Raw genomic sequence first — 25,411 nt, 5'->3', positions numbered from 1 at the left:
GGCGTTTTTGGTCTGGGCCTCTAAAGGGTTTCAGCGGTCACTCGCTTCCCAACCTTAAACAACCCTCTAAACGCAAGAATGGTTCAAAAAGTGGTACGGCCCTTTCCCATCATGACCATTTTTTGGGCGCGCCTCTTCTCTGCAAAAAATGCAAAGCCTCCCAAAACGTCTTTTGATGGTCCACAATAGATCTAAATCTTGGACCTTTGGTGAAGCATGGCAGCTATCTCGAATCGCCGTTTTATTCTCCCGGTGCTTATAGCGTTCTCATTCGCGACCGGTTTCTTTTTTGGACTAATAGCAAAGGGGCTATTAAACCCTTCAGGCTGGGCCGAGGCGCTTTCCGGTATAGCTACGGCAGTCGCTCTCATTCTAGCTGTAGTGACATATATGGGATGGCACAAGCAAAAAATCAGAGAAGACGCTTACTCAACAAAGAAACTATATATTTCAACGCTTGTTCAGATCGAAGCTACAACAGTAAAGATAGCAAATATTATTTTAAATCTTGTCCCTGAAGCTGGGATGTTGGTACCTAGCGAAAATCAGGCGAGATCAAACTTAGAGAAGGTTATTGATGAAGATCACGAACTAAAACTAAATACCCACTCACTTTCTTCAGTTGCTAGCGAGCTTGGTTTCTGGGGCGCATCGCTTACCCCGGATTCAGCAACCGATCACGCTAAGCTTATAGATGCAATAAACGAATACTTGCGATCTCTCCACGGACTTCACAATTGCTTAATGAATATTTACATCCACAAATCATCCGACAACACCATAGAACAATGGAAGGAGCGATTCATTAGAGCCAACAAAGAAATATTCGATTTATTCAACTTGAGAAAAACAAAAAGCATGAGCACTGTTTTTCTGGACTAGATCAAACTTCAGGAACCGTGCGGAGATGTGTGGCGCCGCGTGAGAACCCTGACGTAGTCCTGACACGCCTGTAGCGCGATCAATCCCCGATCGCCGGTGTCGGTGATGGCGACAATTCGTTGAGCATGCGCTGGGTCAAGTCTGGCGCGTACAGCTGCATGATCCACGCCGCCGGGGCCGGTGGCGGCTGGCACACCACAGCCTTTGGCAGTGTCGGTTGCATCGAGGAGGACTGACAGCCGGAGATCAGAAGTGGCAAGGCGATCGCGCAGGCGAGCTTGGTCACGTTGGGCATCGGTCATTTTCCTGAAGTGGATTTGCTCGCTGGCCGACAGCTGCTGCTCGAGCGCCAGACGCTTGTCCTGCTCCGCCTGCTGTGCGGTGGCTGCGGCCTGAGTCAGTTGATTGAGGGTTTCCGCGTGCTGCTGGGCTTGCTCGGCCAACTGCTTACCGTAACGCCAGTCCTGAAACCGCCAGGCGCTCCCGGCGCCGATTAGCACCAGCGCCAGCGCGCCCACCGCTTTCCACGGAACGACCATCACGGCACATCCTTGAAGAAAACGTGGCCGCCCAACTTGAGCGTCTGCTTGGCCTTCGCCGCCCAGGCCGGCGCCTTGATGCTGGTGGCGTAGTAGTGCGTGGCGCCGCCGGTAGGATCAGGCACCACGCCGTCGATCACCTTGTCAGCAGCGGTCCGACATTGCGCCAGCTCGCGGAACGGGATTTCCTTCACGCCGATCAGGAACTGATAGTTCGGGTCAGTCTTGTTCCAGCAGCTGAACTGGTACGGCTTCTGGCACACGCCGGCGTAGCCCTCGCCCCACCACGAATTGGGCTTGCCGTCATTCACGCGATTGCGGATGGTCCACGCCACGGCAATCTGGCCAGCCGTACCTTCGCCGCGTGCCTCACCCCACAGCGTGCGAGCAAGGATGTCGCGGTCTTTATCGGTTGCAGTCATTACTTTTCTCCAGGCAAAAAAATACCCGCTGGGTGGCGGGTTTTAACTTTCAGGGGATACTGGCCAGTCAGGGTTGTCGGGCCAACCCACTCTCTCAGGCGTCTTGCCAAGCGCACTTCGGTACTTTTTCCATACCCGCCACTTGGCAAGATCGGCATCAGTTATCTCGTCGATATCGAAGTCATCCTGCAGCGGCTGAACCACTTCGTTCGCTTCGGCAAGCCTGGCGCTCAGTTCGAACCGAGCAGCCATCTCAACCCTTTGAAGTTCCACTGCTTCTAAAAGCCATTGAGGAATGCTTTCGGCAAGCGTTTCGCCTTCAGCCAGCGCCCAACCCTCGCCGATTTCGCGCCACCCGATTTGTGTAATTGCGTAAGGCATTTTTATCGCTCCAGTCCGTAGCCGCGAACCTCGATTGAACTGCCACCGGTAACGGCGCTGCCGTGGCTGTATATGACTTGCTGTGCGGTGTTGCAGAGCGTGTCCGCTTGGTATCGTGTTGTTGAGGCGCAAGAAAGCAATGTGGTGCTGGTGTAACCCACCTGCAGTGCTCCGCCCGAGGCGGCGCCGTACAGCATCAAGATGCAGCGTTGTGTCGTCGGCGGGACGTACGCCGAACAATCAACCACTGTGGCACCGGTGGCGGTCCCGTTGGTGAGTGCCAAGTAAAGAGTGGCCACATCAACATACATCTGGGCGTTGTTAGTGAAAATGAATGGTCGGAATCCAGAAGGACCGCTGCGCGCCGCGAACAGGAATCGTCGGGAGGTGTCACCAGCCTTCGTCCTGGCCTGGCCCACATACGGAATTGCCGGTGCTGTTGTGGAAACCTCAAGGTCTGGCACGCCGCCATTGTCGAAAAGGTACAGGTAGTACCAGGTGTTTGGCGCTGCTCCACTCAGCCCGGACTTGGTCAAAGGTGCCGTTACTACCAGCGTCTTTTGCGCTCCCGGAACGAAGGCGGCGCCACTGTCGACGCCAAGAGAGGTGCTGGACAGCCACCGCGGTGCTAACCCCTCAATGTAGGCTTGACCTACTCCGCCTTGCGCCGCAGCGATAGGTTTTGTCAGCCCGGAGAGCTCTGTGATATCGGAATTCGCGCCTGATTTCGCAGCACTCAGTGCGAGTCGGGCGGCACTTTCTGATCCAGCGCCGGTTCCACCCTTCTGTACCGGCAGGATATCGTAGTTTCCCGTAGTCCCCAGTGCAGCGAGCTTTGAACCAAACTGATTCACCAACGCACGAAGGGCATCGGCCGAGTCCTTGACGTAGCCTTGCATCGGCGCCAAAGCGTAAATACCGGCGTTGTTGGTTGCGCCCTGATAGTTCGGTGAAATCGAGAGCGCGGTATCGCTCGCGATGTTGGTCACTTCGTACCAACCGCCATCGGGGCCGCGGAAGGCATCGCCAACCCGGCTGTTGGCGATGAAAGCGGTACCTGTGCCAATTACGGCGTTGGAATTTTGGACGACAGAAACCGTCCCGGCTTTGTACCAGGGCATGGCGACTTCCTATAAAAAGTTAAGCGGCTTGTTTTGCGAAAACTGCCGGCAGAAAAAAAGCGAACGGATTTGACGCTGCAACCGTGATTGCGTATAGCTTGTTGTTGGGGAAGTCCCACCAGCAGTAGAGATTCCTAGGAATTCCGCTACCTGAGGTCATAGACATGCCGAACGTATTCAGCAGCATGAATTCGCTCTGCGGAAAATCAAACGGGACCGAGTAGTAGATTCGAGTCAGCCCCTGCGCATCCAGGTCATAGGTGACGTAATTCCAATTCTGGAACGCCCGGGTGAAGCTGGCGTTTGGCGTACCGGAGTCGAACAGAAGTTTCCCCGCTCCATCCCACAAACGCATTCCGTATTGGGCAATAGCTTGCGCAGCGAAAGCCGCCACGAAATATCGACCGTTGGGCTGAGCGGTGAGCGCGTTGTAGGCACGAACATAGAACCCGGTCCAGTTCCCTGCCGATCCGATGAGACGCATCTGGCAAAGGCCTGCGATTGAGTTGACAGTGTCCGGGCGCACGAAGACCAGGGGCGGTTCCTGCGACGTGACCGGCCTCGCAAAATAAGTCGTTGAACCGAGGCCGCCCTCCTCAGTCGGGGAGAACCTTCCCGAGGAAATCACCATCAATCGAGCGAACTCCGAATCGAGCGTGACGACGTTGCTGTTGTTGGTGAATTGAAGGCCATAGCTCATCAGCCCCACCTCATCACGATTAATCGCATGGTTCCGGACGACGTTGTGCTGGCTGCATAAGTACGCGTGTGGTTGTAGACGCGGGCGACACCATCAAGCATCTCAGTTTCAAATTGCATCTGAGAAGCGCTATAGGCGCCGGTCGGGACCACGATAGCGGTTCCATTTCCGGGACCTACACCTGGTACCGCAAAATCCTGGCTCCCCTTGGGGGCTCCAACCGCGAAAGTCACCAGTATTGAAAGCGCGACGCGAATCGTGAACGAGTTTTCGTCGATCTGAAGGGCGCCGTCGGCGCCCCAGATACGCATTCCATGTGCCATTGATTACCCCAGATAGCCGAGCCGGACACGCAACACATTGTTCGCGTCGTAGACCGATACGTTCAGCGAGTTGATCACCAGCCGACCCTGACCGGGCACGATTCCGTTGATCTCCAGCGTTCCGTCTTTATTGAGAATCCAGCCTTGTTGGCCAGCTATGTAGTTGGAGGAGCTGATGTAGTTGCCGATCTTCGCATTGGTGATCGAACCGTCCATGATGAATGCCGAGTTCATGAAGACCTGCCCGCCCTGCACTGCAAACGGCACCGCAATGGCACCGCCGGCGATGGTGTTAACGATCGCGAACCGGTCAGCAGCGACGAGGAACTGGCTCTGCAATCCTGCACCAGTGTTCTCGATGCCCAGTCCGATACCGGCGGCGACATACTGCCCGCCCGCTGTTACCTGCATCTTCACCGACCACATCGTGGTCAACTTGCCGTTGGTGTCCGCGAACGCAGTAGAAGTCTGCTGGATCGCCGCCGAGTTATTGCCAACGGCAACATTCAGCTGTTCTAACTTGGTCGCCGTCGCGGCGGTGCTGGTAGCGACCACTAGAGTCAGATCGGTGACATTGGCGGCAACTTGCGTCACGCCATCGGTGTTTGAGGTAATCCTCGCGTCGTAGGTCTTGAGCTCTCTGGCGGTCGCTTCGTTTTCCGATGCTCTGACTTTCTCTTCCGAGGCGATTGCAGCAGTGCTCGTCCAGCCTTTCAACGCATCGGCCAGGTCGCCCTCGCCATTGTCATCGCGGGACGACGCACGCAGTGCCTGAAACGCCGTCGCCTGCGCTGTGACCACGCCGTCGAGTTCGGTAATCTCGGCAGTGTTGGTGGCCACCTGCTGGGCAAGCCCATTCGCCGTTTCTACTGTCTGCCCTACGTCGAGCCAGTAGAGTGGGTTGGGCGGCGGTGTTTCGATAGGTACCGGTCCAGTGGCCTGATAGATCCGCTTGCCCTGCACCACCAGGTCGTACTCCTCGTAGGTCGCGCCCGGGTCGTAGCCTTTCAGGCCGTCGAGCGCATCGATCTGCGCCTGTAAGCCTGGGATCTTCTCGATTTCTGCCAGCAGATCCTCGCCGAGTTCCGTCTCGGTGATTTGTCCAGCGATCATTTCCAGAATGTCACTAGCGTTCGAACTGGACTGCCCCTGTACGCCCAAGCCGATCGGGTACCACGGCCCGATGTTGCCGATTTTGTCGACGATCCGGCCCCAGAAGTAAAACGTCACGCCAGCCCGCAGGCCGAGCAACGAAAAGTCACTCTGTGGGTAAGCTAAATCGGTCAACTTGGTCGTAGCGTCCAAGCTGGTGGTTGGCCCGTACCAGATTTCAGTGCGCTGACTGTCCTCAGCGCCAGCAGGGAAGCCCCATTTCAGATAGATGCCGAACAGCAGCGGCGTGGCCGTCAAATAGCTGAGCGCCGGCGGTAGCCCCTGCTTACCCTTCAGGCTGGTCAGGATCGAGTTGCGCCATTGCGACGAGATGTCGAACGCACTCACCGCACGGACCCGCGCCACATAGGCGCCAGCATAGATACCCACCACGTCCACGTTGGTCATGCCGGTGCGCTGCAGCTTGATCCAGTTGCCGCTGTCCTTGCGCCACTCCACGTCATAGCCCACAGCTCCATCAACCGCGGGCCAGCTGATGGTCATCGTGGCCACGGCCAGGCCTTGCACCACGGACGACGTCGATGTGAGAGATACGCTCGCAGGCGCCGGTACGACGGTGATCGGGATTACGCTGATCGGCCGATCTTCCAAACGAGCGCCGGTGTCGATGTGTGCGAACTTGCTCGGCTCGAACTGCAGCGCGCTGATCTCGAAGTCGCCCTCGGTGGTGCGCTTGGTGCGCAGCACGCGGTAAAGCGGAATTGCCAAGTCGTCAGCGTCGAGCGCCCATTGCAGTTGCGCGACTGGTGGCTCGCTATAAGCGACGGTCACCGTCACCGCGCGGCCGTTGACACTCTGCACGGTGCGCCCTTCGGCGCGGCCGCCCGGCAAGTTGATGATCAACCGATCACCCGCCTTGGCCTGGGTATCGCGATCAAGCGTCACCACGCGGCCAGCCGCTGACGAGATCCGCCCGCCGACTTCCCGCCCGGCCAGCAACGAATCCGCCACCGGAATGATGTGGCCCGGCAGCGGAATAACGCCTTCCATCCCGGTCTTGAACGACACGGTGCGGTCTTGGTTGTTGCTCAAGATCGCCCACTTGCCGCGGCGCTGGGCCTCGGAGGCGCGGGTGCAGCCAATGGCGCTCAGCTCGGTCGGCCGGTCGCCGTAGCGGCGCTGTAGATCCAAGTCCGCGAACGGGATGACGTCGGTGTCGTAGTTGTTCGCCGGGTTGTCGTAGCTGACCAGTGCCCGGGTGTACCGTGTCTTCGCAGAGGCGCTGCCATACGAGAACTTGCCGTCGATGACGTTGGCACGCGTGAAGACATAGTCGAAGTCCTGCGCGCGCGGCATGTCCGCCTGCATCACCAGTTGGCCCTGCGCCCAGTACGTCATGCCCCTGTAAATCGCCGAGATGTCGCGCAGCAGCGACCATGCATCAGCCTTGCCCTGCAGGTTCATGTCACAGAGGAAGCGCGGCTCCTGACCGCCGAGACCGTTCGGCACCAGCTGGTCGCAATACTGGGCAATCCGGTACAGCTCCCACTTGTCGACCATGAACGGCTTGATGCGCTTGCCCAAGCCGAATCGGTCTTCGGTGCAAATGCCGTAGGTGATCCACGCAGGATTGTTGGTCCAGGCCGATTTCATCGAGCCGTCCCACGTCCCGGTGTAGGTGCGCTGAATCGGGTCGTAATTGCTCGGTACCATCCAGCGCCGGGCTTTGCACTTCACAGTTACAGCCGGGATGTTGGTGAACTGCTCGGCGTCGAATTCGATGTAGAGCAGCGCGGTGTTTGGGTACCGCAGCTTGGCGTCGATCACTTCGGTATAGCCGGCCACCAGCATGGTGTCGGCGACCTTGTTGCTGTTCTGGTTCGGCGTCAGGCGGCGCACGCGGATCTGCCAGCCCGTGGTCGCGGTCGGCAGGTCAATCCGGCGGGAGCGTTCGTAGCGTGTGGTGGTCTTGCCGTCGACAGCGTCCACCATCACCTGCTGATACGCGCCGCCGTCGGTGGCCACGTCGATGGCGTACTCGATCCGGTAACCGCCAACGTTGCCTTCGTCGTCTGACCGTTGCAGCGCAGGCCACGCTAGGCGCATGCGCACCGCCGACAGCTGGGTATTGCTGATCGATCGCACCCAAGGTGCGTCGCTGCGCAGCTCAATGTTCAGCGAGGTCTCGTTCTCCACGGACGGAATGCCCGGAATATAGGTCTGATCCACTGAGCCCGGGCGCCAGTCCCACTTCACGTTCGGGAAGTTGTAATTGCCGCTGGCATCGCGAATCGGCGTGTTGTCCAGGTAGATGTCGTAATCGGTTGGAACGCTGTCGAACTCGCCCTCGCCCACGGCGATCAGCAGTTTCGCAAGGTTGGTCGAGCGCAGACTATCGCTGGCTTCGACCGGCGACTTCGGCTTGCTGCTCCCGCCCTTCTCGCCGTGGATCTCGATCTGTTGCGCTGCGCCCATGCTTTCCTCCAGGCATAAAAAAACCGCCTCGCGGGCGGTTGGTTTGTTGCTGTCCTGCTTACACTTTGTCTTCAGCCAGAATTGAGGCCGAGATGATCATCCCGCCCCACCGGCGCTCGCCGATGCAGATCGGTACCGGGTTGCCGCTGGCTGTGGTGTTTTTGGCGCTGCCGAAGGCGTAGGACGGGGAATTCTCTGGGGACGCGCTCTGCTTCAAACCTGAGGCTTGAGGGCTTAGCATTTGGATCACGCCGCCTGCGACAAGTGCGACACCGACCGAAAAGGTAGAGCCCCCAGTGAAGTACGAGGCAGCTATCAATACGGCTCCAACAACCGTCTGGAGAATACCGGCACGCTTGCTTCCCGAAATTACGGGCACGATCCTGACTTCCCTGCATCCACCCAAGCCGAAAGAGTTTTCACCAACGTTATGCCGGTTTCTGAAGATCGAAAATCGAAGGCCTAGACGATCCAAGCGTCGTATTTCAGCCTCAAAACCCTGCAGTGTCGCTTTCAAAGCTCGAATGACTTCCCATGTGTCGCCGGAATCTATCTGACGGCGATGTGCTCGACCAAATTTTTGAGCGAGGGAACCAGACAGCTTGATCGTAACCATGGATGGATAAACGATTGTGCTCACCTCGCCTCCTTGTGTCGAAGAATTAACCTGCTTCTATCAAGCCATGGGCCACCGAAAACGATGACTTCCGACGGCCTGCCATACAGGTGGTGCAGCAGGAAAGGCCCGGGGCCGAACGTCGCGGCATCCTCGTCAGGCAACGCGGGATCCGCACCGAGAAAGATCCCTGCGTGATTCGGATAAACCGTCCGCCCTACTTCCATGACGATCATGTCGCCGCGCTGCGGCTGGTCCACGCGGTAGAACCCGGCAGACTCGTAGTTCGCCTCGTACAGGCTGGCGTTTTCCTTGCTCTCCCACCAGCCATCGGCACGCTTGAAGGCTTCGAACTCCAGCCCCCATTCGCGCTTGTACCAGTCCGCGCAAACCTGCCAGCAGTCCCAGGCGCCGTGGACGAAAGGGCGTTTGAGCAGCGGCACCTCACCGGCCGGTATGACCGTCCGAAGATCGCCTTCGGGCCAGCTCAGGATGTGCCATGGCAATGCAGTCGCTTCGCACATAGCGAGATCGCGCGGCGAAGGCCGGCTGGTGGCGTCCGGATGCGAATGAATTACGCCGATTACTTCGCCGATGTCTTCGGCTTGGGCGTATTCCTCCGGGTCGATGCGAAACTCCTCGTTCGGCTCGGTCGAAACGTTGCGGCAAGGGTAATACTGCTGTTTGCGACCGATGCCCAGCAGCAGCCCGCAGCATTCTTTCGGGTACTCGGCCGCCGCGTGAGCCTGGATCGCGTTCAAAATGTGTTTACGCATATCAGCTCCGTGCGATCAGGGATACGGCTGGGAAGCCACCAAATGGCAGCGGGTTTCCCTCGCCGAAGCGCGGGATGCAGCCCTTGCCCAGCGTGGCGTCGCATTGGTCGAGTTCCGGATTGTCGGTGATGACGCCGTCTTTGGTGAAGTAAGGGCCGGTGTAGCCGCAGTTCGGCCCGCGATAACCTCCGGTGAGGCACCAGTGGCAAAGCGTCGTGGCCTGCCGCCCAATCGACTCGTTTCCGACGTCGCCCGGGCTGGCTAGCTCCCAACTGACGTTTTCCCCGTCCTCGTTCGTTTTCTGGTCGATGTACCAGACTTCGATCGTCTCTTGGGTCGGATCTGCCTTCGGATTGCCGTCCGGGAAGTTCGCCGCATCGAGGTAGGTACCCAGCGTGTGGCGCATGGTCAGCTTGAACTCGAGCAGATCCTCGAACGCAAGGCACAGCGCCGTGATGCGCCCATTGACGTTGCCCACCGATAACGTGGGCCGGACGGCAGTTCCGTCGCCATTCGCCTCGATGCCGTCGATCTGCATCGGCCAGGCGCCGTACTCGTTCCCCTGCCAATAGATGGCCTTCGCGGGCAGCTGATCGGCATTGGCGCCGGCGGCGATCAACTCGGCCGGCGTATATGGAATCGAATGCCCGTGGAAGCGAAGAATATCCGCACCGTAGTCCGTGCCGTCCAATTCAAAGAGCAGCACTTCGCTGCCAGGCTCAAGCACCTGGATATCACTGATCAGCGGCATGATTGCCCCTTATGGAAGAAAGGATTGGGTGAAGGTGGTGGTCAGGGTGTACCAGCCAGCGCCTTTCGGCGTGATCGACGGCGCAGTTCCGCGATAGAAGGAAAGCTCCCCCAGCGGCGGCGTCCAGAAAAACGACTTGTGCCCGGCGTGACGATCAAGAAACGCCTTGATGTCCAGCGCGATAGCCTCCCGAACGACAAACGTCAGCGGCCAGGAGTCGACCCGATTATTCGGGCCATCCCCCACCACCTGTTCGTATCCATTGCCGAATTTGGATGATCGATTGCGGTATTCCGGCGTGCTGGTGGACTCGATCATTGGGCACCAGTCAAAAGTTTCAACGGCCATTCACAAGCCTCCAGATTTGTCCGCCGGGTTGGGTTTCCTTGGCGATTTCCTGCTGGGCACCACGCCGCGCGACATCCGCATAGGCTTGGCCAAGGGCCTGAGAATCCTGCTGCGACGCTCCACCGCCAGCACTCTCGACCTGAAACGACTGATTGATAACGACTTGACCGGTGGCTGCCGGCGCGGCAGATGCCCCGCCAGACAACCCAACATAACCACCGTCCGCATAACCCCGCTTGTTCAGCCGAACGAGGTAGTCCTTCATTCCAGGCTGATCGACCACCTCTTTGCGGATCACGACCTCGCCGCCATGCACGATGCCGGCAGGCTCGTACTTGCCGCCGGGGCCGGTGTAGCCGCCATCATCAAAACCATATTGCGCGGTATAACCGGCGGCGGTACTGCCCATCGACGCCGGCGCGCCACCACCGCCAAAAGCACCACTAATGGCAGCTCCAGCAGCGCTGCCGGCAATACTGGTGAAGACGTTGGAAGCAGCTGACTGTAAGGCCATCTTGGCCACCATCTTGGCGAAACTGGTTGCGACATCGCCGAAGGTTTTATCAGCACCAAACGCCCAATCTACGGCGGCATCGGTCAATCCGTCGTACAGCGACGTGAATGCCGACCTCGCCTGACCAGCAACATCCCGGGCCTGGTTGAGGTAATTGTCGAACGCGGCTGAGGCGCCCAGCTGCCAGTCACTGCGTGCAGCGTCTTCGTCCTCGTAGTACTTCGTCTGCATCGACAGACGCTGGTCGAGCGCCGATTTGAGCGACTGCGTTTCCTTGTCGTACAGCTCAGTGCTGAACTGGTCCTTGTTGCTCTTGTTGTAGTCCGAGGTCAGCTTGTCCATCTGCGACTGGTAGGACTGCTGAATATTGCGCTGCTCCTGCAGGCGCTTGCGCTGCTCATCGCCCAAGCCGATGCCGGCCAGGTTGTTGTCCAGGCCCTGCTGCGCGCTGGAAAGCTGGCTTTTCAGATTCTCATCGAACGCCGCGAGCTTGCGGCGGGTTTCCAGCCCCTTTTCACGAAGTGTGTTCTCGGTTTCGAGCGCAGCATTGCGCTTGAGCTGGGCAGTGATCAGTTCCTGGTTGGCCAGCAGCGACTGCTGTTCGGCGGTGAGAGTCTTCTTGCCTTTGATATCGGCGAGTTGCTGCTCCCACTCGACCAGCTTTTTCGCACTGGCGCCAAGCGTCTGGCTTGCGGCCGACTGGTCGCCGATCAGAGCGCTTTGCTGCTGAAGAACCGCATATTGCTGCTTCGCCTGGTCGAGCGCCTTGATACCAGCGTCTTCCTGATACTTCGGCGTCTTGGCGGCCTTCGGATCCTTGTATTTGTCGTTGATCGCGGCGATGTCTTTCGCCTGCTGCTCAGCGGAGATCAGCAGGGAGTTGTCGCCTTTGGCCTTGGCCTGAGTGACCCGGCGCTCTACCAACAGACGGTAATCCGCCAGCTCGCGCTCACGCTTTACCGAGTTGCTTTCGGTCTCCTTGCGCAGCTTGTCCAGCCGCACCTGGTCCTCCAGCGCCTGCTGCTGTTGCTGCTGCTGGTACCCCTTCGATGCTGCGCGCCGATCCTGCTCAGCCTTGAGCACCAGTTTTTCGGTTTTCTCACGCTCAAGCGCTTCCGTGCGAAAGCTGTCATCAGGCGTCAGATTGCTGAACGGGTCGGCCGGTTTGCCTCGCGGATTGCGCTTGCTTCGCAGGGCCGCACTGTCGGCGATCGCATTGAGTTGTTCATCCAGTTTGGCGATCTGCTGATCAAGCGTTTCCTCACGCCCGACGTTCAGCGCTGCATCCCAAGCACCCTTGGCGGCGCTCTTCACCGCGCCCCAACTGGCCTCGAGGATGCCGAGGTTTTGCTTGATGGACGTTGAGGTACGGTTCAAACCGTCCTCATACGCCGCAGTGGCCGCAGTCGCCGCTTCCTGAGTTTTACCCTGCTCCTGCAACGACCGGATGTGTTCGTAGGTGGTGGCCGTCAGAAAATTCATCGACTCGTTGAGTTTCAGAATTTCGCCAGCGGGATCCTTGGCGATTTTTTCGAAGTTCTCAACCGTTTTGCTGGCCGCAACTCCGGTCGCCGATTCGAACTTGATCGCCGCCTCTGAAATTGACTCAAACGCCGCCACCGGGATCTTGGTGGTGGCCGCGAGCTGAGCCAGCACCTCAGATGCTTTGCCGACGGTACCGCCAGTGCTAGACACCTGGCGGGCCATGGTTGCCAAGCTGCTGGCCGTGGTACCGGCAGTGTTCCCAGTCATCGCCAGCGAGGTGGTGAATGCGGTGGCTTCGTCGGAACCCTGCTTGTACGCCAGCGCCAGTACCGCAGCAGCTGCCGCCGCGACGGTGAACGGATTCACCAGCCCCAGCACGTACCCGCCCAGTGCCTTGGCAGCCGGGCCAACACCGCCGAACATATCCTTGAGCTGACCACCCTGCTGCAGGAACACCGTCATCGGATTCTGCCCGGCCTGCAAAGACACGGCGATATCGGTGAACTGCGCAGGTACGCCGCGGAGGTTGGCAGCGTACTGCTTGGCGGTCTGGCCGTTCTTGGCCATGAGCCGGTCGACCTTCTCTACTGCGTCGCGCTGCTCCTTCAGCTTGTTGAGGTACATCGTGAAGTCGGCATTATCCAGCCGACCAGCCGCACGGTGCTTGCGCAGCTGCTCTTCCATTTTGTCGAGGCGACCGTAGGCCCCGATCACCGGGTCAATCTGGCCGACCAACTTGTCGAGCTGGCCAGCCTGATAGGCCGCTTCCTTGGTGGCCGACTTCAGCGCACGTTGGGCACGGTCCATCCCCTTTTCAAAGCCGCCGGTGTTGGCCACCAGATCGACCGTTAGTTGGCCCAGCGAATCAACCGCCATAAATCACCTCTTGACCGACTGCAGCAGTGCCAACAGATCCTGCGGCGTCGCCTCTTTTGGCTCCGGCTTTTGGCCCCGATCAGGAAGGAAGTCATCAAACGTCGCCTTCCCGCCGTGCACGTTGTTGAGCAGCGTCGCCAGCATTGCGAAACCATGTTCGAGGCGGATGCCCAGATTCAGCGAACCGGCCTTACGGGCGTATCGCATCCAGTTCATCGCCTCGACATAGGTCAGGTTTTGTTTGGCTTCCGCAATCGTGCGGCCGCCGATCCCCGCGAGGACGAGCTCGTGCCAGAACTCTTCCTCGGGATCGATTTTTTTTCTAAGGCGCCCTCTTTCACCTGGTTGACCTCGCCAATCGCCGAGAGCAGCACGATCGCCAGCTCAGCACACAGCGGGCCATGCCCGGTCTCAGGCCCGCCGACAACGTCAGCAACGGTGAAGACTGGCTTGCCATCTTTGTCGACGATGCAAGACGCAATGCGCTGCGCGGTGATATCCACGCCGCGGTCCTGCGCCTCCCAGCGCTCGGTGACAGAGATGTACGATTCATGAGCCACGTAGACGGTGGCCTTCTGAAGGACACCGCCCGAGTGCCATTGGATTTCCTTCTTCACCGACGGCGCGGCGAATGCGCCGGCGGCTGCCAGCGCTGCGATACTCAGATCCATGGAGATTCCTTACACAGAGGTTTTGGCGATCAGCTCGATCTCGCCCGATACCTGAATACCGACGTTGGATTTCACGACATCGCCGAGCGCGAACGTGAACGGGAACGCGTTCATGTAGCCCTCGAAGGTGAGCCAGGTGCGGGTATTCGGGAGATCGAAATCGACGCTGTCGTTGACCAGGGCGCGAGCCGATGCGCCAGTGCCCGAGCCGCCGGTGAGCGCAACAGTAGGCACGGTGGTGTAACCGGCGCCCGGGTTGGTGATGGTGAAACCGGTGACTTTGCCGTCGGCAATCTGCGCCGTTGCAGTCGCACCGGTACCGCCGCCACCGGTGATGGCAACCGTTGGAGCAGTGGTGTAGCCCGTACCTGCCGAGTTCAGCACGATGCCGGCCAGCGAGCCTTCTGCACCCACCAAAGGCTGAATACCGGTTTCGGTGTCGAAGTTGTAACCGTCCGACCAACCCACGACCCACTTGAGTTTGGTGCCCGCTTTTTTCAACTGGTGAAGCCGCAAATGCGCAGGATTTTTAGGATCGATGTTCAGGCCGAAAGACGCGGAACCCGGCTCCGCCAAGCCAGCTTCGTATTCGCGCGCCTTGGATTTGGTGCAGGTCACGTCCATCTGGGCGATTGCGGTGTCGATCCCGTCAAGCGAGGTGAAGCAACCGACGTCGATGACGGTGTTGTTGGCAGGATCCAGCGCGAAAAGCTCCGTGCCTTGGGTGTTAATGGTCAATTTGGTACTCCCCGATTTCCTGTGAAATCACTGTTTGACGGGCATAAAAAAACCCGCCGGAGCGGGTCGTTCTTTCTGGTGCGATCTACTGGCTCACAAGCCAGGCGACGTCGAAACCTTTTCTGTAATTGTGCGTGTCCTTGTCACGGGCATCCACGCCGAAGCCGGTGACGTATGCACGCTTGGCGATCGCGCCGCGCAGCGCTTTCACTACTGCCTCAGCGGATGATGCCGTCTCAGCGTATACGTCCACCTGCAGGCCATACCGATCCGTATCCGGAACGCCGTTGATGTAGTTGATCGGCGAGCCGCTGACGACCTGCCAGACCGCATAGGGTCGCTGAGTGCCCTCCGGTGCTTCGCCGTGCGGATAAAGCCGGGTCGGGTTGATGCCGAGCAGCGCAGTGACCGCCGGCGCCCCGGCGCACACCGTGAAAATGGGCGCTGTCATCAGTTCACCCCCAGCTTGATCAGTTGGTACTTGGCCGAGCTCAGGAACTCCTTGAACAGTGCCTCGCGGTTGTTGGCCAAGGCCGGCCGGAGAAAGGGTTTCGCCCGGTTCTTCTCGGTACCCAATTCCACCCACCACCAATAGAACGTGTTGCCGCCCTTCTGTCCGCGTTTGCGCATACGCACGCCCACAGAAATGATCACGGCGCCGAGCTCTTCGCCCAGCGCCTTGCGTTCGACCATGGCCAGGTTGGCCGGGATGAAATTGGCGGTTTCGGGATCGTCGATCCGCGCCGCGCGGTCCTTCGCGTCGAGCAGAACGATATCCATGGCGTCCTTGGCCGCCGGCAAAACCACCTTGCGGCGCATTTCTTCGGTCAGGCCCTTGAATCTGGCGGACAACTCGTCGGCGCCCTTGAGGTTAAACCTGACGATGTCACCCATCGTTCACCCCCGTCTTGGTCAGGATCGTGAGGTACTCCAAACCCGATTTCCGATCAGGTAGAGGCTCGCCCTCGATGCTGTACACCTTCCCGCGATGTACGATCCGCATAGTTGGCAGCAGCCCAGCCCAATGGCGAATCACGAACCTGACCGTGGCCTGGGACTGCGCTGCCTGCGCGGCGAACAAATCCTTGGAACTCAACGGTTCGAAGTCTGCCGGCACCCTTTGACGAACTGGGCGCCAGCCTGGAATCATTTCGCCGTTATTTGGGTCTTGCACAAGGGACTTTTCTTGAAACTCAATCCGATGCCGCAGACGACCAGCTTTCATCAAACACCCATCCTGATGCGGTAAGGCGTCAGCAAGTTTTTGGCGGCGATCGGAAGCTCTGGTGAGTCTTCGCGATTCGCAAATAGATCCCCAAGCTTTAGCAGGCAAGCGGCGGCGATAGCCTCATTGATCACCATGCCGCGCGCGGCGGCCGTGCACGAATCAAGTGCTTCCTGAAGCACAAAATCCGCGTCTGAAACGGCTGATTCCCTGTCGCAGAGATCCTCGATGTCAGATGCAGCCTCAATCGAAGCCGCATGAATTGCTCGGGCGGCGCTACGATCACCAGGAACAGACGCGACAGCCTCTGCCAGCGCTGCTTGATCGGCATAGAAACGCCGCTGTAGGTAACTGGCAGCGGCAGTTTCTGCGCCATCGAGCTGCGACTGAACAAGATCCTGGTCTTCTGGCTCAGCCAGCAGATGATGCATAGCGCGCTCGATGGGAATCACGCTCATAGCTACTTCGCCTTTGCTTGGGCTCCCGGCTTTGGTTTGCCGGCAACCTTGTTATCTGGATCGGGGGCCTTTTTATTCTCAGGTACCGGAGCGCTTTTCACTTCGTAGTCCTCGATCAGTCCGTTTCGCAGAAGCTCTTTGGCCCGGAACTCGTCTACCGTGATGGTGGAGTTTTTCTTCACGTAGCCATCATCGGCCTTGAAGCTCTTCAGCGTTTTTACTTCGATCCCGCTCATAACCAGACACGCCCGGTTAACCCGGGCGTGCTCCATTGTGGTGAAACTTGCTGATTACGGGGCTTCGAACTCACCGTGTACGAAGGATTCTGGACGGTATACCGCCAGTGCCAGCCGCTCTTCGGCGCGGATCGTGACCATGTTGGTACGGAAGTTGTCGCCGTCCTCAGTGGAGACTTCGACAGCAGCGTCCTCACGGTCAAAGACCTGGGCAGCGATGTTCATTGCGCCGACCAGGAATTCACCTTCAGGCACCGCGTTGCTGTCCACGACCGGCAGCTTCCACAGACGCTGAACGCCGCCTTCTTGAACGTTGACCCAGATGTACGAACCGGTACTGTCCTTGGTCAGTTCAATATCGGCCCAGTCAACCGGGTTGAGCGCAATAGCCGAAGCGCGATATTCGGCGACACGGACCTGCAGAATGGCGCGGCGCAGGGTGTCGATCTTGGTGTCGCCCGCCTTGCGCAGAGCGTTGTTGAAGTCGGTTGCTTGCGGGATCAGGCCCAGAAGGTTCTGACCAGTGCCATCGCCCGCCAGAATCTGCTCTTCTTCCTTGTATTTCAGGCCGTAAATCGCGCGGCCGTTGATGTAGCTCTGAAGCAGCGGAATATCCGACAGAACCTGCTTCGACGCCCGGAACCAGTGAGCGATGGTCTTAACCGTGGTGGTGACCAGGCCGAACGACAGGTCGGACTGCGCTTTCGCGGCGCCTTCACCAGCCTGCGGCGCGGCCATGTTCTGGAAACCGGTTTCCTGCACGAACTCAACTGCGTTCGATCCGGTGCGGCCGGGCATGATCAGGTCGCGAATGGTGAACTGACGCTCTGGGTCAGTGATGATCCCTGGAACGCGAGTCGGCTGAATGCCAACGCCAACGCCGCCAGTGCCAGTGGTAGCACTGGTGATATTGGTCACAGCCTTCAGGTTCAGTCGGGCGATGCCGCGACCTTTCGTAGTCAGTGACTTGTAATCTTCGGAATCAGAAAGCTGCTCACCTACCGATTTTCCGTCGATGGGGTCGTTGGCCGAGAACCTGCGAGCCATCTTCTGCTCGATATCGTTCAGGCGATCCTGCAGGCCCAGGCCATCCTTGACCAGACCGTCGAGGACGGTTTTGGTATCTGCGAGAATGGTGCCGTGTTCCTTGATTTCCTGACTTGCCTTTTCGGCGAAGGCCTTGATTTCCTTGTCGCGCTGGTCGAGCAGATCATTCACCGCTTTGAGCTGGACTTTATCGTCAGCGTGCTCTTTGCGTTGAAGTTGGCGATGTTCGGAGCGTGCGTCATTGCTCATGGCGTTATGCATGGTGAATCCTCAAAAAGAAGGGAGAACCAGTGCCGGGCGCGATTTCAGCGCCTCGACGATTTCAATGGCTGCCAGGTCGCCCTCGGACTCACTCCGGAGCAGGTGCTGCAGTCCGCGATTGGCAATCACCGCAGACTGTGTTTTCGAGAAGCCTGCCTCACGCAGGAGCAGCTCAAATTCTTGTAATGAAGGCAGGCCGCCGTGGGCCAGCTTCGACTTGATGACATCGGTACGGGCTTCGTCGTTGGCCGGGACGGTGACAATGGAAATTTCGACCAGATCGAGTTTCGTCAGCGTGCGAATGCGGGTCTTCTCGTCGAACGACGACTCGCGCACGTAGTAGCCAATGGAGAGCCCGGTAATCGACCGGGTCTTCATCCCTCGATAGGCGATCCGGGCATATGGCGCTTCGGCCATCCACAGAGAACCATCTCCAAACAGCCCGCGATCGTCTTCCTTCAAGGACTCCATCGCCCAGTCGCCGATCGGCTCACCGGTCCGGTGCTGCCAGAGCACGGGCAAAGATCTGGATTTGGCTTTGAGTTCCGCGATGGAGTCGAGAAACGCGCCCGGCGCGACGATTTCGTTGTAGCTGTCGATGACGCCGAACACGGAACCGTAGCCAGAAAAAAGGCCGTCATCGCTGACAGCCTTTACGTCGTAATCGAATGAGCGGTATTTCACCGCCTGGCATTGGTCTTTACGGTTCATTCCGCATTCCCCTCTGATTTTTCGTTGAGCCAGTCCATAAGCGCCGATCGTGCTTTTTGCGCATCACCGCCCCCTTCTCCAAGTTTGTCGATCGGAAGCATGTTGGATTGCACAGTGAGCTTCGCGGCGTTCCCACCATGCGGCGCCAGATTTTCCTTGATGCGGCAATCGTCGCGGGTATAAATCCCGTTTTGGGTCATGGAGCTGTAAAAAGCAGCCCGAGCTGCGCTGTCCGCACGCAACAGCCCTTCTGGGTTGAACTTTGCGTAGAACCGCCGGCGCTCGTCAGGTCGCAAGAGGCGCCGATTGATGCTTTGCTCTATGCGCTTCATCCAGGGCAGCAATGTGAAACTCAGAAAACCGAGCATTTGCTGTTCCATCCCGGTCCCCCAACTCGTGCTATTCGAGGTGTGTCCAACCATCCAAGGCGGAACCCTGAACCAGCGGCAGATCTCCTCAACGTTGAATGCACGCGTCTGCAGCATTTGGGCGTCCTCAGGCGTCATCGACACCTGCTGATACTTCATGCCCGCTTCAAGAACCATGGTTTTGCCGGTGTTCACTGCGCCAGCGAATTTCGCCGCCATATCCTCGCGGATGTCGTTGCGCTGCTCCTTGTTGAGGATCTGATCGGTAGAAAGCACGCCGCCAAGCTTCATGCCGTTCGCGAACATCTTGCTTGCCGACTCGTCTGCCGCCATCGCTGCACCGAAAACGTTTCGCCCCATAGAAAGAGGGCTCAACCCACACATCGGATCGGTACCAAAACCCCGTGTATGCATCATCTCGTCATCGAGCAGGGTGTGAGGCCTGCCGTCGCTGTCGATGAATCGGTACTCGATCGCACCACTACTGGTCCTGCGCGGCGGGCTTACCGACTGAGGGAGCAAAAACTCCAACGATGACAGCTCACCCCGTACGCGGTGCGGCTCGTTGAAACTGTTACCAGACAGCAGCAGGCTTGCCACCACACACTCCCAAAACTCCACGGGAGTCTGGTCTGCATTGGGCTGAATGCTGATGACTCGGTGTACTGGGTGCGAGCTGGCCACAACTGGCACACCGTTTTTGTCCTCATACAAGGCGATCGGCAGAGTTGCCAGTGTCTCGGCGATCAACCGAACACAGGCCCAAACCGTGGACAACTGGAGCGCTGTCTGTTGGCTGACGGTTTTTCCAGATGCCGAATCTGTGCCGTAGTAGCTGTTCCAGAAAGATGAGTCACCCAGGCCGATGCGGCGCCCGACCCAGCTGGAAAGCGAGCTTTTAACAATCCCCGGCTCCGCTGATTTGATGAGCGCCTGCCGAAGTACAGACTTGATGGGTTTACTCACTGGTCAGCCCCTTGCGGATGAATCCAGCTGCAGCCAGGAACGACACTCCGGCCGCAATCAGCGCCCAGCCAAGACCGGTGAGCACGAAAACTCCACCTACAAGAGAGCAAAGCGCGGCCATGGCCACCACGATGAAGAGGATCAGGCCGTTGTCCATGATTCGTTTTATCCAATGATGATTGGGTTTGAGAAAAAATCGCTGATGTCCTGGCTTTCAGCCTGGGCACCAGATATCCCCACAGCCATCAGAAGCGCGCACATATCGTCGATTTTGTCCGCAGAGCGCTTCTTGTTTGGCCCCATGTTCATGTTGTCGTCGTACTTGACGATGAGGTTTGAGGCGCACCAATTGAGCAGCATGTCGCCGCCATGGCAGAACTTGCCCGAGACATATGCAAGCTCCAGCGCCTGCATGGCAGGGTGATACGACTTTGGGCCTTGGATGAATTCAATCATCGGGATATCGGACGCTACCAGTCGGTTAACAAGATCCCTTGCGTTCCAACTGTCATAGGCGATCTGCTTGATATCGAAGCGCTCGTACACTGCCTTGATATCGGCCTCGATCACCGCATAGTCGGTAACGTCCCCCTCGGTTTGCTTGAGCAGTCCAGACTCTACCCACGATCCGTAGGGAACCGTCCCGCGCTCAGTTCTAAACGAAACTGCGCTCTCCGGTGCCCAGCGCCACCCGTAGGTATACAGAACGCCATCGACGTTCCACACCAATCGAAACGACGTAATGTCGGTAGTCGAAGCCAGGTCAAGCCCACCCCAGCATGGATAGTCACGCAACCATTCAAGATCGACTTCACCACCACATTTCTGCCACTTGTTGAGATCAACCCAGCCATCCGCCGTCGATGCCGGGCGGTTCAGCCGCTTGATGCGAAACTCAGCCATCTTTGATGGCATTTGCTTCGCCTCGACCGCCTCCTTGCGAATCGCCGCCATGAGATGTGGGTTCACATCCATCAACGGGTTGGCTTTGATCCAGCAGTTCTCGTCGAACTCGTCATCGGCCTTGATACCGAGGGTCTTGTCCTCGTCGTCGACGGCGTAGAACACCACTAGGTAGTGATCGGCTGTGGTGCCAAACAATCCAGACAGCAACTTTTTTGCGAACATCCGGATTTCTGCCCACGGTCCCGGATTCGTGTACCCCTCGGTGGTGGTGAATAACCACAGCGGGTTACCCCTGGCGCCGGCGGCAGACTGCAGGACGTTGAGCAAGTCGGCAGTCTTGTGTGCATGAATTTCATCGAGCCCCGTATGCGACGGGTTCAGGCCGTCCTGAGTGGACGCTTTGGCGTGAATCGGTTTGAAACTCGCGCCTGTTTCAGCGCGACTGATCGACTTTGCCCAAACCTCAAGACCGAAGTACTCACGCAGGTCAGCGTTTTTTTCGACCATGCGTTTGGCAGCATTGAAGATGATCGCAGCCTGTCCGAACGTTGTAGCCGCGCTGACGATCTGGGCGCCCTCCTCCGGCTCGCAGCACTCGCAGTACAGAAGAATTGCTGAAGACAGAGTGCTTTTCGCATTCTTCCGCGCTACCGCGAACAGCGCCGAGGTGAATCGGCGAGGATGAAATTTCCCATCATCGCCCCACCCTTCGGTGTATACCGCTTCGCGCTTGCGAAAGCCGAACAGCTGTACCACGAAGAAAATGTGCGACGGATGCATGACGATCGTCGGCTTTTCCCATTTGCCCTCTACGTGGTGCAGTTTTTCGATGAAGTCGCAGGGGTCATTGGCGTGCCAAGGGTCAAAAAGGAAGGGGCAATCCTTCTTTTTGGCCCGCTTCAGGTCATCCAGAAAGCGCTGCGCGGCCTGACGAATCAGCTTTCCGTGCTTTTTGCGCTTCTTATCTGCAACCGCAGCCTTGGCGTAGTCGGTCGCGATTTTTACGAAATCACGCATTCCTACCCCAATTCCCAGGTGATTCAGTTATTTGGCTGCTCGCTTTCTGCCGTTACCGGCGAAGACGTTGCCCTTTGATTCGGATCCTCCCGAAGAAACCTTCCGGCGACTCGCCGGGGTCATGCCGAACTCAGAAAAAAGAGCTTTCAATGCTGTTGTCTCGGCCGCGGTTGCCTCCATGTCGGCCTTGGCTTTTTTCCGAAAGCACTGCCATGCGTGGCAAAGCTGCTCGAGTGAATACAGATCAACAACCTGTAGAACCTTGGCGCTCACAAGCTGCCGACCGAGACTCCTCCACATTTCTGCACCGTCTGCATTGAGGTGCTGGGGCGGGTCGGGAAAATCTTCGATGAGATCAAATTCCGGCGCGTCTTTCTCCTCGCGATCCGGACGATCAGTACCGGCCAGAACCTTGAGGTGCGGGGCCGTCGGCTTCCGTCCTCTGGTCATTTGTCACCCTTATATTTTCAAATCCTAATTTTGACGGCGCGAAAAAATCCTTCGGGCGCGGTCGGGAAGCAAAAAGGTCCAGACTTCTGACCCACCCCTTGGGGCTGTGACGTGCCACAACGGGGAGTTGACGTGCCTCAAGCCATCCGAAGCTCGCGGTTGGCGTGCCTCAACGCCTGCCCGCAGCGCCTCTCGCGTTGCCGAAACCACCGTCCTCTGTGGCTGTCTTCCTGCTGTGGTGCGGGCGGCAGAGCCCTTGCCAGTTGGTCCGATCCCAGAACAGAACCATGTCGCCTCTGTGCGGGACGACGTGGTCAACCTCGGTCGCGGCGCCCACTCTCCCTTCCTGCTGACAGTGGACGCATAGCGGATGCTTGGCCAAGTAGCCCTTGCTCGCCTGCTGCCAGCGGTAGGTGTAGCCACGGGCGTTGCTGTTGCCTCGTTGCCGCTCGGGAGTCGAATACTTGGGCGTGACGGGTGCCGCTGGCTTGTGTCGTTGCGGCCGGACTGGCATGCGCTCTACTCGGTTGGTGGCTCGCTCTTGGCGGGCTGGCTGGGTTGGGATGTCGTTGTCGCGCGCTCGGTCAAGAGGCGGACACGCTCAGCTGCAACCATCAGCCACTTGGCTGCTCGCGCTCGGCGGGCAGCGCATCCCGCGCAGCTCATACCGGATCGCCCTCGACGACCAGATCGCGACCGTTGACGGTGAACACCACGGTTAGTTGAACGGGTTGCAGCCCTGTGCTGGTCATGCTGGTGCTGACCTGGCACGGCAGAGCGGCACCGTCCTCAGTATGCAATGCGAATCCTCCGGGGATATCGCTCTCTCGCACGATGCGCTTCAGTACCAACTTCATGGGGATACCTCATATGTGAAGTCCAAGCGCCCGATAGCAATGGCAGCGCGGTGAGCGTCCCATTCACCATCGAAGGCAATGGTTCTGGTGTAGGGCGACGTGGTCTTGCCCTCGAAGCACTCTCGATGCACGTCCTTGCCCTTGAGCGAGAGGACGATAACGACGCGGCCATCCATGCCGTCGATAGTGATCTTCATCGGATGATCTCCGTTTTGATGCCGTGATCAGCAACCCACTCTATGAACCGATGCGATGCCTCATTTCGTCCCCGACAATAGAGGCCTGCTGCGTAGCAGTAGAGAAGCGGAGTAACCCACCAGCAGACCTTCGTGACCAGCATCACCGTGACCTTAGCCATCACCAGCCTCCTGCCATTTTGGCGCCGACAGCGATGCCGGCGACGAACACCACAACGATCCACAGCGAACCCAGGCTCGGCGTCACCGATGCGTTAGGGTTTCGAAGCGGCGGCGGTGGCGGAAGCCCGCGCTGCTCTGTTGTCGGCGGCGGGATCAGTGATCGACGGCAGGCTTCGCACATCAGGCCGCTGCCATAGTACGGAACGCCCTCAGTCTTCATTCGTCCGCACCTGGCGCACTCGAATGTGTGACCCATGGCGATTCCTCGTCGCGTGTCGCGACACAATTTGAGTTGTGTGAAAACGTGTCGCGGCTCAGTCCATCCGAAGGATGCGAGCCACGTTGCCCCTGGCGCGGTAGACCAACACCAGCAGGACAACCAGCACCATCAGCAAGAATGGCGACACCGCGGGCGCAGGCTTGGCCGTCAGCGTTGCCAGGGTGATCTGCAGCGACTCGCAACCAGTGCCGACGGCCAGCAGGTACGCCAGCCATGAAACGCCGGCGCGATACCTGGCACCCTCACGGCGGTAGACGGCAATGCGCAGGCAGATCGCGCCACAGAGCGCGCCTGCAATCAAAGTCCATGGATCAACCATTGGGACGTCCTCCGATACGATCGGCGAACCATTGCAGCCAACCGGGCATTTTGCCGCCGCTCACCCACTCCAGCAGGCTGATGCAAACGGCCACGCAGAACAGGGCGCCGAAGAAGGCGACAAGTCCTGATGTCTTGGCCCACTCACGGCCGATGATCTCGCTGGCCACGTAGTAACCGGCAACCCATGAGGCGATGAAATATCCAAGCCTCGACAGCGGGGTCAGGTCTCGGGCGAACACCACGAAGAACATGGCGCCGGCAAAGCTGCCCACCACCGCATTTACATCCACTCCGGGGATCAGGCTTGCAGTGGTCATGCCCACAACAGCCGTCGCCGCCAGTACGCCGGCACTCGGTTCGGCCATTGGTTTGCTCCTGATTTGATTGTTGTCCCGTCCTGGGATCAGTTGGCGTTCGGCCTACGGAAGCGATTCGACTCGATGTTGGCCAGGCGCTGATCAATCGATGCAAGGCGGCGATCCAGTGCCTGCTCGAACCGGGGCGTCTCCTTGATGGCGAAGCGGTCAGCGCTGACCAGGAACTGCGATGGAAAACCGAGGCCGATACCGGCCGCGACGTATTGCCCGCCGGCGGTAACCTGCATCTTCACCGACCACATCGTTGAGGCCTTGCCGTCTACCACACCGTCCTTGATGAACGCCTCGTTCAGGTAGGTCGTACCATCGACAACGATGAAAGGTTTTGCAGGCTGATCAGCGGTGCCATGCTCAGGCTCTGCCGCGGCGAGGTTGCCAAGCCGGTACCGAAGAATTCCGTTATGGAAAACGGAAGTGACTCCGCCTTCGTATTTGATCTGAGTGCCGGCGTTCTTCGCCTTTTCGAGGCGATCGGCCAACTCCTCCTCGGTTTCGAGTCGCGAGTAGCTGAGGAATAGTCGCGAGCTGAACGAGCCATCGCCGTAGCTCGCATCGAATTCCTCAAACTCTGCAGCGTGTCGATATTCATCCGGCACCTTCTGCAGCTCGGCCTCCATGAACTGAACCAGGTTGGCGGCATTCTTGGGCAGGTCGTACTTGCTGTAGCTGGCGACCTCTACCGACACCATCTGACGCTCGGGCGTTTTGCTCGCGCTGCCAAAGGTACAGGAGTTGATTTCGAACTCGCCGGTTTGCTTGTTGAGCTTCCAGCCGGAGACACCCGGCACATAGTCGTGGCTTTGCATCGAATGCTCCAGAAACAAAAAAGCCCCGGCGAATG

General features: G+C 58.6%; 33 protein-coding genes and 1 pseudogene. 1 reads left to right on the top strand and 33 read right to left on the bottom strand.

Annotation, left to right across the window (positions count from 1 at the left end):
- Positions 1-216 precede the first annotated feature (216 nt).
- Positions 217-882, top strand: coding sequence for a hypothetical protein (locus KVQ82_RS09475; RefSeq protein ID WP_222018708.1), 666 nt, complete (start codon positions 217-219; stop codon positions 880-882).
- Positions 883-890: 8 nt separating this feature from the next.
- On the opposite strand, the gene KVQ82_RS09470 is transcribed toward KVQ82_RS09475, so the two are convergent.
- The 33 genes and pseudogenes from KVQ82_RS09470 to KVQ82_RS31525 form a co-directional block, all read right to left on the bottom strand.
- Positions 891-1,421, bottom strand: a complete 531-nt coding sequence (locus KVQ82_RS09470; RefSeq protein ID WP_222018707.1) for a lysis system i-spanin subunit Rz — start codon at positions 1,419-1,421, stop codon at positions 891-893.
- Positions 1,421-1,843, bottom strand: a complete 423-nt coding sequence (locus tag KVQ82_RS09465; RefSeq protein WP_222018706.1) for a cell wall hydrolase — start codon at positions 1,841-1,843, stop codon at positions 1,421-1,423. The genes KVQ82_RS09470 and KVQ82_RS09465 overlap by 1 nt, the downstream gene beginning before the upstream one ends.
- A 42-nt stretch (positions 1,844-1,885) precedes the next feature.
- Positions 1,886-2,224, bottom strand: coding sequence for a tail fiber assembly protein (locus KVQ82_RS09460; RefSeq protein WP_222018705.1), 339 nt, complete (start codon positions 2,222-2,224; stop codon positions 1,886-1,888).
- Positions 2,225-2,226: 2 nt separating this feature from the next.
- A complete protein-coding gene (locus KVQ82_RS31530) occupies positions 2,227-3,345 on the bottom strand; it encodes a hypothetical protein (protein ID WP_260688069.1) in 1,119 nt (372 codons plus the stop codon).
- A 19-nt stretch (positions 3,346-3,364) separates the two neighbouring features.
- Entirely contained in the window at positions 3,365-4,045 is a 681-nt protein-coding gene (locus tag KVQ82_RS09450; protein WP_222018704.1) for a hypothetical protein, read from the bottom strand.
- On the bottom strand, positions 4,045-4,356 hold the full coding sequence (locus KVQ82_RS09445; RefSeq protein ID WP_222018703.1) for a hypothetical protein: 312 nt from the start codon (positions 4,354-4,356) through the stop codon (positions 4,045-4,047). The genes KVQ82_RS09450 and KVQ82_RS09445 overlap by 1 nt, the downstream gene beginning before the upstream one ends.
- 15 nt (positions 4,357-4,371) lie before the next feature.
- Positions 4,372-7,956, bottom strand: a complete 3,585-nt coding sequence (locus tag KVQ82_RS09440; RefSeq protein WP_222018702.1) for a host specificity protein J — start codon at positions 7,954-7,956, stop codon at positions 4,372-4,374.
- A 58-nt stretch (positions 7,957-8,014) separates the two neighbouring features.
- The gene (locus KVQ82_RS09435; RefSeq protein ID WP_222018701.1) at positions 8,015-8,596 is read right to left on the bottom strand and encodes a tail assembly protein; all 582 of its coding nucleotides are present in this window, start codon (positions 8,594-8,596) and stop codon (positions 8,015-8,017) included.
- Entirely contained in the window at positions 8,593-9,348 is a 756-nt protein-coding gene (locus tag KVQ82_RS09430) for a C40 family peptidase (RefSeq protein WP_222018700.1), read from the bottom strand. Before KVQ82_RS09430 ends, KVQ82_RS09435 begins: the two co-directional genes overlap by 4 nt.
- A gap of 1 nt (position 9,349) precedes the next feature.
- A complete protein-coding gene (locus tag KVQ82_RS09425; protein WP_222018699.1) occupies positions 9,350-10,099 on the bottom strand; it encodes a phage minor tail protein L in 750 nt (249 codons plus the stop codon).
- Between the two features lie 9 nt (positions 10,100-10,108).
- Entirely contained in the window at positions 10,109-10,447 is a 339-nt protein-coding gene (locus KVQ82_RS09420; protein ID WP_222018698.1) for a phage tail protein, read from the bottom strand.
- Positions 10,437-13,283, bottom strand: coding sequence for a phage tail tape measure protein (locus tag KVQ82_RS09415; RefSeq protein WP_222018697.1), 2,847 nt, complete (start codon positions 13,281-13,283; stop codon positions 10,437-10,439). Before KVQ82_RS09415 ends, KVQ82_RS09420 begins: the two co-directional genes overlap by 11 nt.
- 42 nt (positions 13,284-13,325) lie before the next feature.
- Positions 13,326-13,538 carry a hypothetical protein gene (locus tag KVQ82_RS09410; RefSeq protein ID WP_233101275.1) on the bottom strand — a complete coding sequence of 71 codons (213 nt, stop codon included), beginning with the start codon at positions 13,536-13,538 and terminating at the stop codon, positions 13,326-13,328.
- Between the two features lie 14 nt (positions 13,539-13,552).
- Positions 13,553-13,993 carry a phage tail assembly chaperone family protein, TAC gene (locus KVQ82_RS09405; RefSeq protein WP_222018696.1) on the bottom strand — a complete coding sequence of 147 codons (441 nt, stop codon included), beginning with the start codon at positions 13,991-13,993 and terminating at the stop codon, positions 13,553-13,555.
- Positions 13,994-14,002: 9 nt separating this feature from the next.
- Positions 14,003-14,731: a phage tail tube protein gene (locus tag KVQ82_RS09400; protein WP_260688066.1), complete on the bottom strand. Its 729-nt coding sequence runs from the start codon at positions 14,729-14,731 to the stop codon at positions 14,003-14,005.
- A gap of 85 nt (positions 14,732-14,816) precedes the next feature.
- Positions 14,817-15,182 carry a DUF3168 domain-containing protein gene (locus KVQ82_RS09395; protein ID WP_222018695.1) on the bottom strand — a complete coding sequence of 122 codons (366 nt, stop codon included), beginning with the start codon at positions 15,180-15,182 and terminating at the stop codon, positions 14,817-14,819.
- Complete coding sequence (locus KVQ82_RS09390; RefSeq protein ID WP_222018694.1) at positions 15,182-15,625, bottom strand: HK97-gp10 family putative phage morphogenesis protein; 444 nt, start codon at positions 15,623-15,625, stop codon at positions 15,182-15,184. The genes KVQ82_RS09395 and KVQ82_RS09390 overlap by 1 nt, the downstream gene beginning before the upstream one ends.
- Positions 15,618-15,956 carry a phage head closure protein gene (locus KVQ82_RS09385; RefSeq protein WP_222018693.1) on the bottom strand — a complete coding sequence of 113 codons (339 nt, stop codon included), beginning with the start codon at positions 15,954-15,956 and terminating at the stop codon, positions 15,618-15,620. The genes KVQ82_RS09390 and KVQ82_RS09385 overlap by 8 nt, the downstream gene beginning before the upstream one ends.
- Positions 15,956-16,414 (bottom strand): head-tail connector protein, encoded by a 459-nt coding sequence (locus KVQ82_RS09380; RefSeq protein WP_222018692.1) that lies wholly within the window; start codon positions 16,412-16,414, stop codon positions 15,956-15,958. Before KVQ82_RS09380 ends, KVQ82_RS09385 begins: the two co-directional genes overlap by 1 nt.
- A 2-nt stretch (positions 16,415-16,416) precedes the next feature.
- Complete coding sequence (locus tag KVQ82_RS09375; RefSeq protein ID WP_222018691.1) at positions 16,417-16,650, bottom strand: hypothetical protein; 234 nt, start codon at positions 16,648-16,650, stop codon at positions 16,417-16,419.
- Positions 16,651-16,704: 54 nt separating this feature from the next.
- Complete coding sequence (locus KVQ82_RS09370; RefSeq protein WP_222018690.1) at positions 16,705-17,958, bottom strand: phage major capsid protein; 1,254 nt, start codon at positions 17,956-17,958, stop codon at positions 16,705-16,707.
- A gap of 9 nt (positions 17,959-17,967) precedes the next feature.
- A complete protein-coding gene (locus tag KVQ82_RS09365; RefSeq protein ID WP_222018689.1) occupies positions 17,968-18,669 on the bottom strand; it encodes an HK97 family phage prohead protease in 702 nt (233 codons plus the stop codon).
- A complete protein-coding gene (locus tag KVQ82_RS09360) occupies positions 18,666-20,003 on the bottom strand; it encodes a phage portal protein (RefSeq protein WP_222018688.1) in 1,338 nt (445 codons plus the stop codon). Before KVQ82_RS09360 ends, KVQ82_RS09365 begins: the two co-directional genes overlap by 4 nt.
- Positions 19,996-20,160, bottom strand: a complete 165-nt coding sequence (locus tag KVQ82_RS09355; RefSeq protein WP_222018687.1) for a hypothetical protein — start codon at positions 20,158-20,160, stop codon at positions 19,996-19,998. The genes KVQ82_RS09360 and KVQ82_RS09355 overlap by 8 nt, the downstream gene beginning before the upstream one ends.
- An 8-nt stretch (positions 20,161-20,168) precedes the next feature.
- Complete coding sequence (locus KVQ82_RS09350) at positions 20,169-21,926, bottom strand: terminase large subunit (RefSeq protein WP_222018686.1); 1,758 nt, start codon at positions 21,924-21,926, stop codon at positions 20,169-20,171.
- A gap of 27 nt (positions 21,927-21,953) precedes the next feature.
- Complete coding sequence (locus KVQ82_RS09345) at positions 21,954-22,376, bottom strand: hypothetical protein (protein ID WP_222018685.1); 423 nt, start codon at positions 22,374-22,376, stop codon at positions 21,954-21,956.
- A 169-nt stretch (positions 22,377-22,545) separates the two neighbouring features.
- Positions 22,546-22,812 (bottom strand): annotated as a pseudogene (locus tag KVQ82_RS09340) (HNH endonuclease); the annotation flags it as partial.
- A 226-nt stretch (positions 22,813-23,038) separates the two neighbouring features.
- Positions 23,039-23,233, bottom strand: coding sequence for a hypothetical protein (locus KVQ82_RS09335; RefSeq protein WP_222018683.1), 195 nt, complete (start codon positions 23,231-23,233; stop codon positions 23,039-23,041).
- Positions 23,230-23,430 carry a hypothetical protein gene (locus KVQ82_RS09330; protein WP_222018682.1) on the bottom strand — a complete coding sequence of 67 codons (201 nt, stop codon included), beginning with the start codon at positions 23,428-23,430 and terminating at the stop codon, positions 23,230-23,232. Before KVQ82_RS09330 ends, KVQ82_RS09335 begins: the two co-directional genes overlap by 4 nt.
- 160 nt (positions 23,431-23,590) lie before the next feature.
- A complete protein-coding gene (locus tag KVQ82_RS09325) occupies positions 23,591-23,812 on the bottom strand; it encodes a hypothetical protein (protein ID WP_260688065.1) in 222 nt (73 codons plus the stop codon).
- 94 nt (positions 23,813-23,906) lie between these two features.
- Positions 23,907-24,191: a phage holin family protein gene (locus KVQ82_RS09320; RefSeq protein WP_127648863.1), complete on the bottom strand. Its 285-nt coding sequence runs from the start codon at positions 24,189-24,191 to the stop codon at positions 23,907-23,909.
- Positions 24,184-24,558 (bottom strand): putative holin, encoded by a 375-nt coding sequence (locus KVQ82_RS09315; RefSeq protein ID WP_222018681.1) that lies wholly within the window; start codon positions 24,556-24,558, stop codon positions 24,184-24,186. Before KVQ82_RS09315 ends, KVQ82_RS09320 begins: the two co-directional genes overlap by 8 nt.
- Before the next feature lie 38 nt (positions 24,559-24,596).
- A complete protein-coding gene (locus KVQ82_RS31525) occupies positions 24,597-25,376 on the bottom strand; it encodes a DUF1983 domain-containing protein (protein ID WP_260688064.1) in 780 nt (259 codons plus the stop codon).
- Between the last annotated feature and the right edge of the window lie 35 nt (positions 25,377-25,411).

Origin of the sequence: Pseudomonas sp. AO-1 (assembly GCF_019775695.1) — a bacterium.
Lineage (GTDB): Bacteria > Pseudomonadota > Gammaproteobacteria > Pseudomonadales > Pseudomonadaceae > Aquipseudomonas > Aquipseudomonas parakoreensis.
The sequence above is the reverse complement of the archived record's forward strand: the minus strand, read 5'-3'. Positions and strand labels throughout refer to the sequence as shown.

What these genes read in the sequence shown, in the direction of transcription:
- KVQ82_RS09405 (WP_222018696.1), bottom strand. Translation starts at nt 13,993, where the DNA reads ATGGATCTGAGTATCGCAGCGCTGGCAGCCGCCGGCGCATTCGCCGCG.
- KVQ82_RS09460 (WP_222018705.1), bottom strand. Translation starts at nt 2,224, where the DNA reads ATGCCTTACGCAATTACACAAATCGGGTGGCGCGAAATCGGCGAGGGT.
- KVQ82_RS09390 (WP_222018694.1), bottom strand. Translation starts at nt 15,625, where the DNA reads ATGGGTGACATCGTCAGGTTTAACCTCAAGGGCGCCGACGAGTTGTCC.
- KVQ82_RS31525 (WP_260688064.1), bottom strand. Translation starts at nt 25,376, where the DNA reads ATGCAAAGCCACGACTATGTGCCGGGTGTCTCCGGCTGGAAGCTCAAC.
- KVQ82_RS09475 (WP_222018708.1), top strand. Translation starts at nt 217, where the DNA reads ATGGCAGCTATCTCGAATCGCCGTTTTATTCTCCCGGTGCTTATAGCG.
- KVQ82_RS09410 (WP_233101275.1), bottom strand. Translation starts at nt 13,538, where the DNA reads ATGAACTGGATGCGATACGCCCGTAAGGCCGGTTCGCTGAATCTGGGC.
- KVQ82_RS09370 (WP_222018690.1), bottom strand. Translation starts at nt 17,958, where the DNA reads ATGCATAACGCCATGAGCAATGACGCACGCTCCGAACATCGCCAACTT.
- KVQ82_RS09335 (WP_222018683.1), bottom strand. Translation starts at nt 23,233, where the DNA reads ATGAAGTTGGTACTGAAGCGCATCGTGCGAGAGAGCGATATCCCCGGA.
- KVQ82_RS09425 (WP_222018699.1), bottom strand. Translation starts at nt 10,099, where the DNA reads ATGCCGCTGATCAGTGATATCCAGGTGCTTGAGCCTGGCAGCGAAGTG.
- KVQ82_RS09395 (WP_222018695.1), bottom strand. Translation starts at nt 15,182, where the DNA reads ATGACAGCGCCCATTTTCACGGTGTGCGCCGGGGCGCCGGCGGTCACT.
- KVQ82_RS09465 (WP_222018706.1), bottom strand. Translation starts at nt 1,843, where the DNA reads ATGACTGCAACCGATAAAGACCGCGACATCCTTGCTCGCACGCTGTGG.
- KVQ82_RS31530 (WP_260688069.1), bottom strand. Translation starts at nt 3,345, where the DNA reads ATGCCCTGGTACAAAGCCGGGACGGTTTCTGTCGTCCAAAATTCCAAC.
- KVQ82_RS09325 (WP_260688065.1), bottom strand. Translation starts at nt 23,812, where the DNA reads ATGAAGACTGAGGGCGTTCCGTACTATGGCAGCGGCCTGATGTGCGAA.
- KVQ82_RS09420 (WP_222018698.1), bottom strand. Translation starts at nt 10,447, where the DNA reads ATGGCCGTTGAAACTTTTGACTGGTGCCCAATGATCGAGTCCACCAGC.
- KVQ82_RS09430 (WP_222018700.1), bottom strand. Translation starts at nt 9,348, where the DNA reads ATGCGTAAACACATTTTGAACGCGATCCAGGCTCACGCGGCGGCCGAG.
- KVQ82_RS09320 (WP_127648863.1), bottom strand. Translation starts at nt 24,191, where the DNA reads ATGGTTGATCCATGGACTTTGATTGCAGGCGCGCTCTGTGGCGCGATC.
- KVQ82_RS09330 (WP_222018682.1), bottom strand. Translation starts at nt 23,430, where the DNA reads ATGAAGATCACTATCGACGGCATGGATGGCCGCGTCGTTATCGTCCTC.
- KVQ82_RS09450 (WP_222018704.1), bottom strand. Translation starts at nt 4,045, where the DNA reads ATGAGCTATGGCCTTCAATTCACCAACAACAGCAACGTCGTCACGCTC.
- KVQ82_RS09355 (WP_222018687.1), bottom strand. Translation starts at nt 20,160, where the DNA reads ATGGACAACGGCCTGATCCTCTTCATCGTGGTGGCCATGGCCGCGCTT.
- KVQ82_RS09470 (WP_222018707.1), bottom strand. Translation starts at nt 1,421, where the DNA reads ATGGTCGTTCCGTGGAAAGCGGTGGGCGCGCTGGCGCTGGTGCTAATC.
- KVQ82_RS09440 (WP_222018702.1), bottom strand. Translation starts at nt 7,956, where the DNA reads ATGGGCGCAGCGCAACAGATCGAGATCCACGGCGAGAAGGGCGGGAGC.
- KVQ82_RS09445 (WP_222018703.1), bottom strand. Translation starts at nt 4,356, where the DNA reads ATGCGTATCTGGGGCGCCGACGGCGCCCTTCAGATCGACGAAAACTCG.
- KVQ82_RS09385 (WP_222018693.1), bottom strand. Translation starts at nt 15,956, where the DNA reads ATGAAAGCTGGTCGTCTGCGGCATCGGATTGAGTTTCAAGAAAAGTCC.
- KVQ82_RS09350 (WP_222018686.1), bottom strand. Translation starts at nt 21,926, where the DNA reads ATGCGTGATTTCGTAAAAATCGCGACCGACTACGCCAAGGCTGCGGTT.
- KVQ82_RS09375 (WP_222018691.1), bottom strand. Translation starts at nt 16,650, where the DNA reads ATGAGCGGGATCGAAGTAAAAACGCTGAAGAGCTTCAAGGCCGATGAT.
- KVQ82_RS09380 (WP_222018692.1), bottom strand. Translation starts at nt 16,414, where the DNA reads ATGAGCGTGATTCCCATCGAGCGCGCTATGCATCATCTGCTGGCTGAG.
- KVQ82_RS09315 (WP_222018681.1), bottom strand. Translation starts at nt 24,558, where the DNA reads ATGGCCGAACCGAGTGCCGGCGTACTGGCGGCGACGGCTGTTGTGGGC.
- KVQ82_RS09345 (WP_222018685.1), bottom strand. Translation starts at nt 22,376, where the DNA reads ATGACCAGAGGACGGAAGCCGACGGCCCCGCACCTCAAGGTTCTGGCC.
- KVQ82_RS09365 (WP_222018689.1), bottom strand. Translation starts at nt 18,669, where the DNA reads ATGAACCGTAAAGACCAATGCCAGGCGGTGAAATACCGCTCATTCGAT.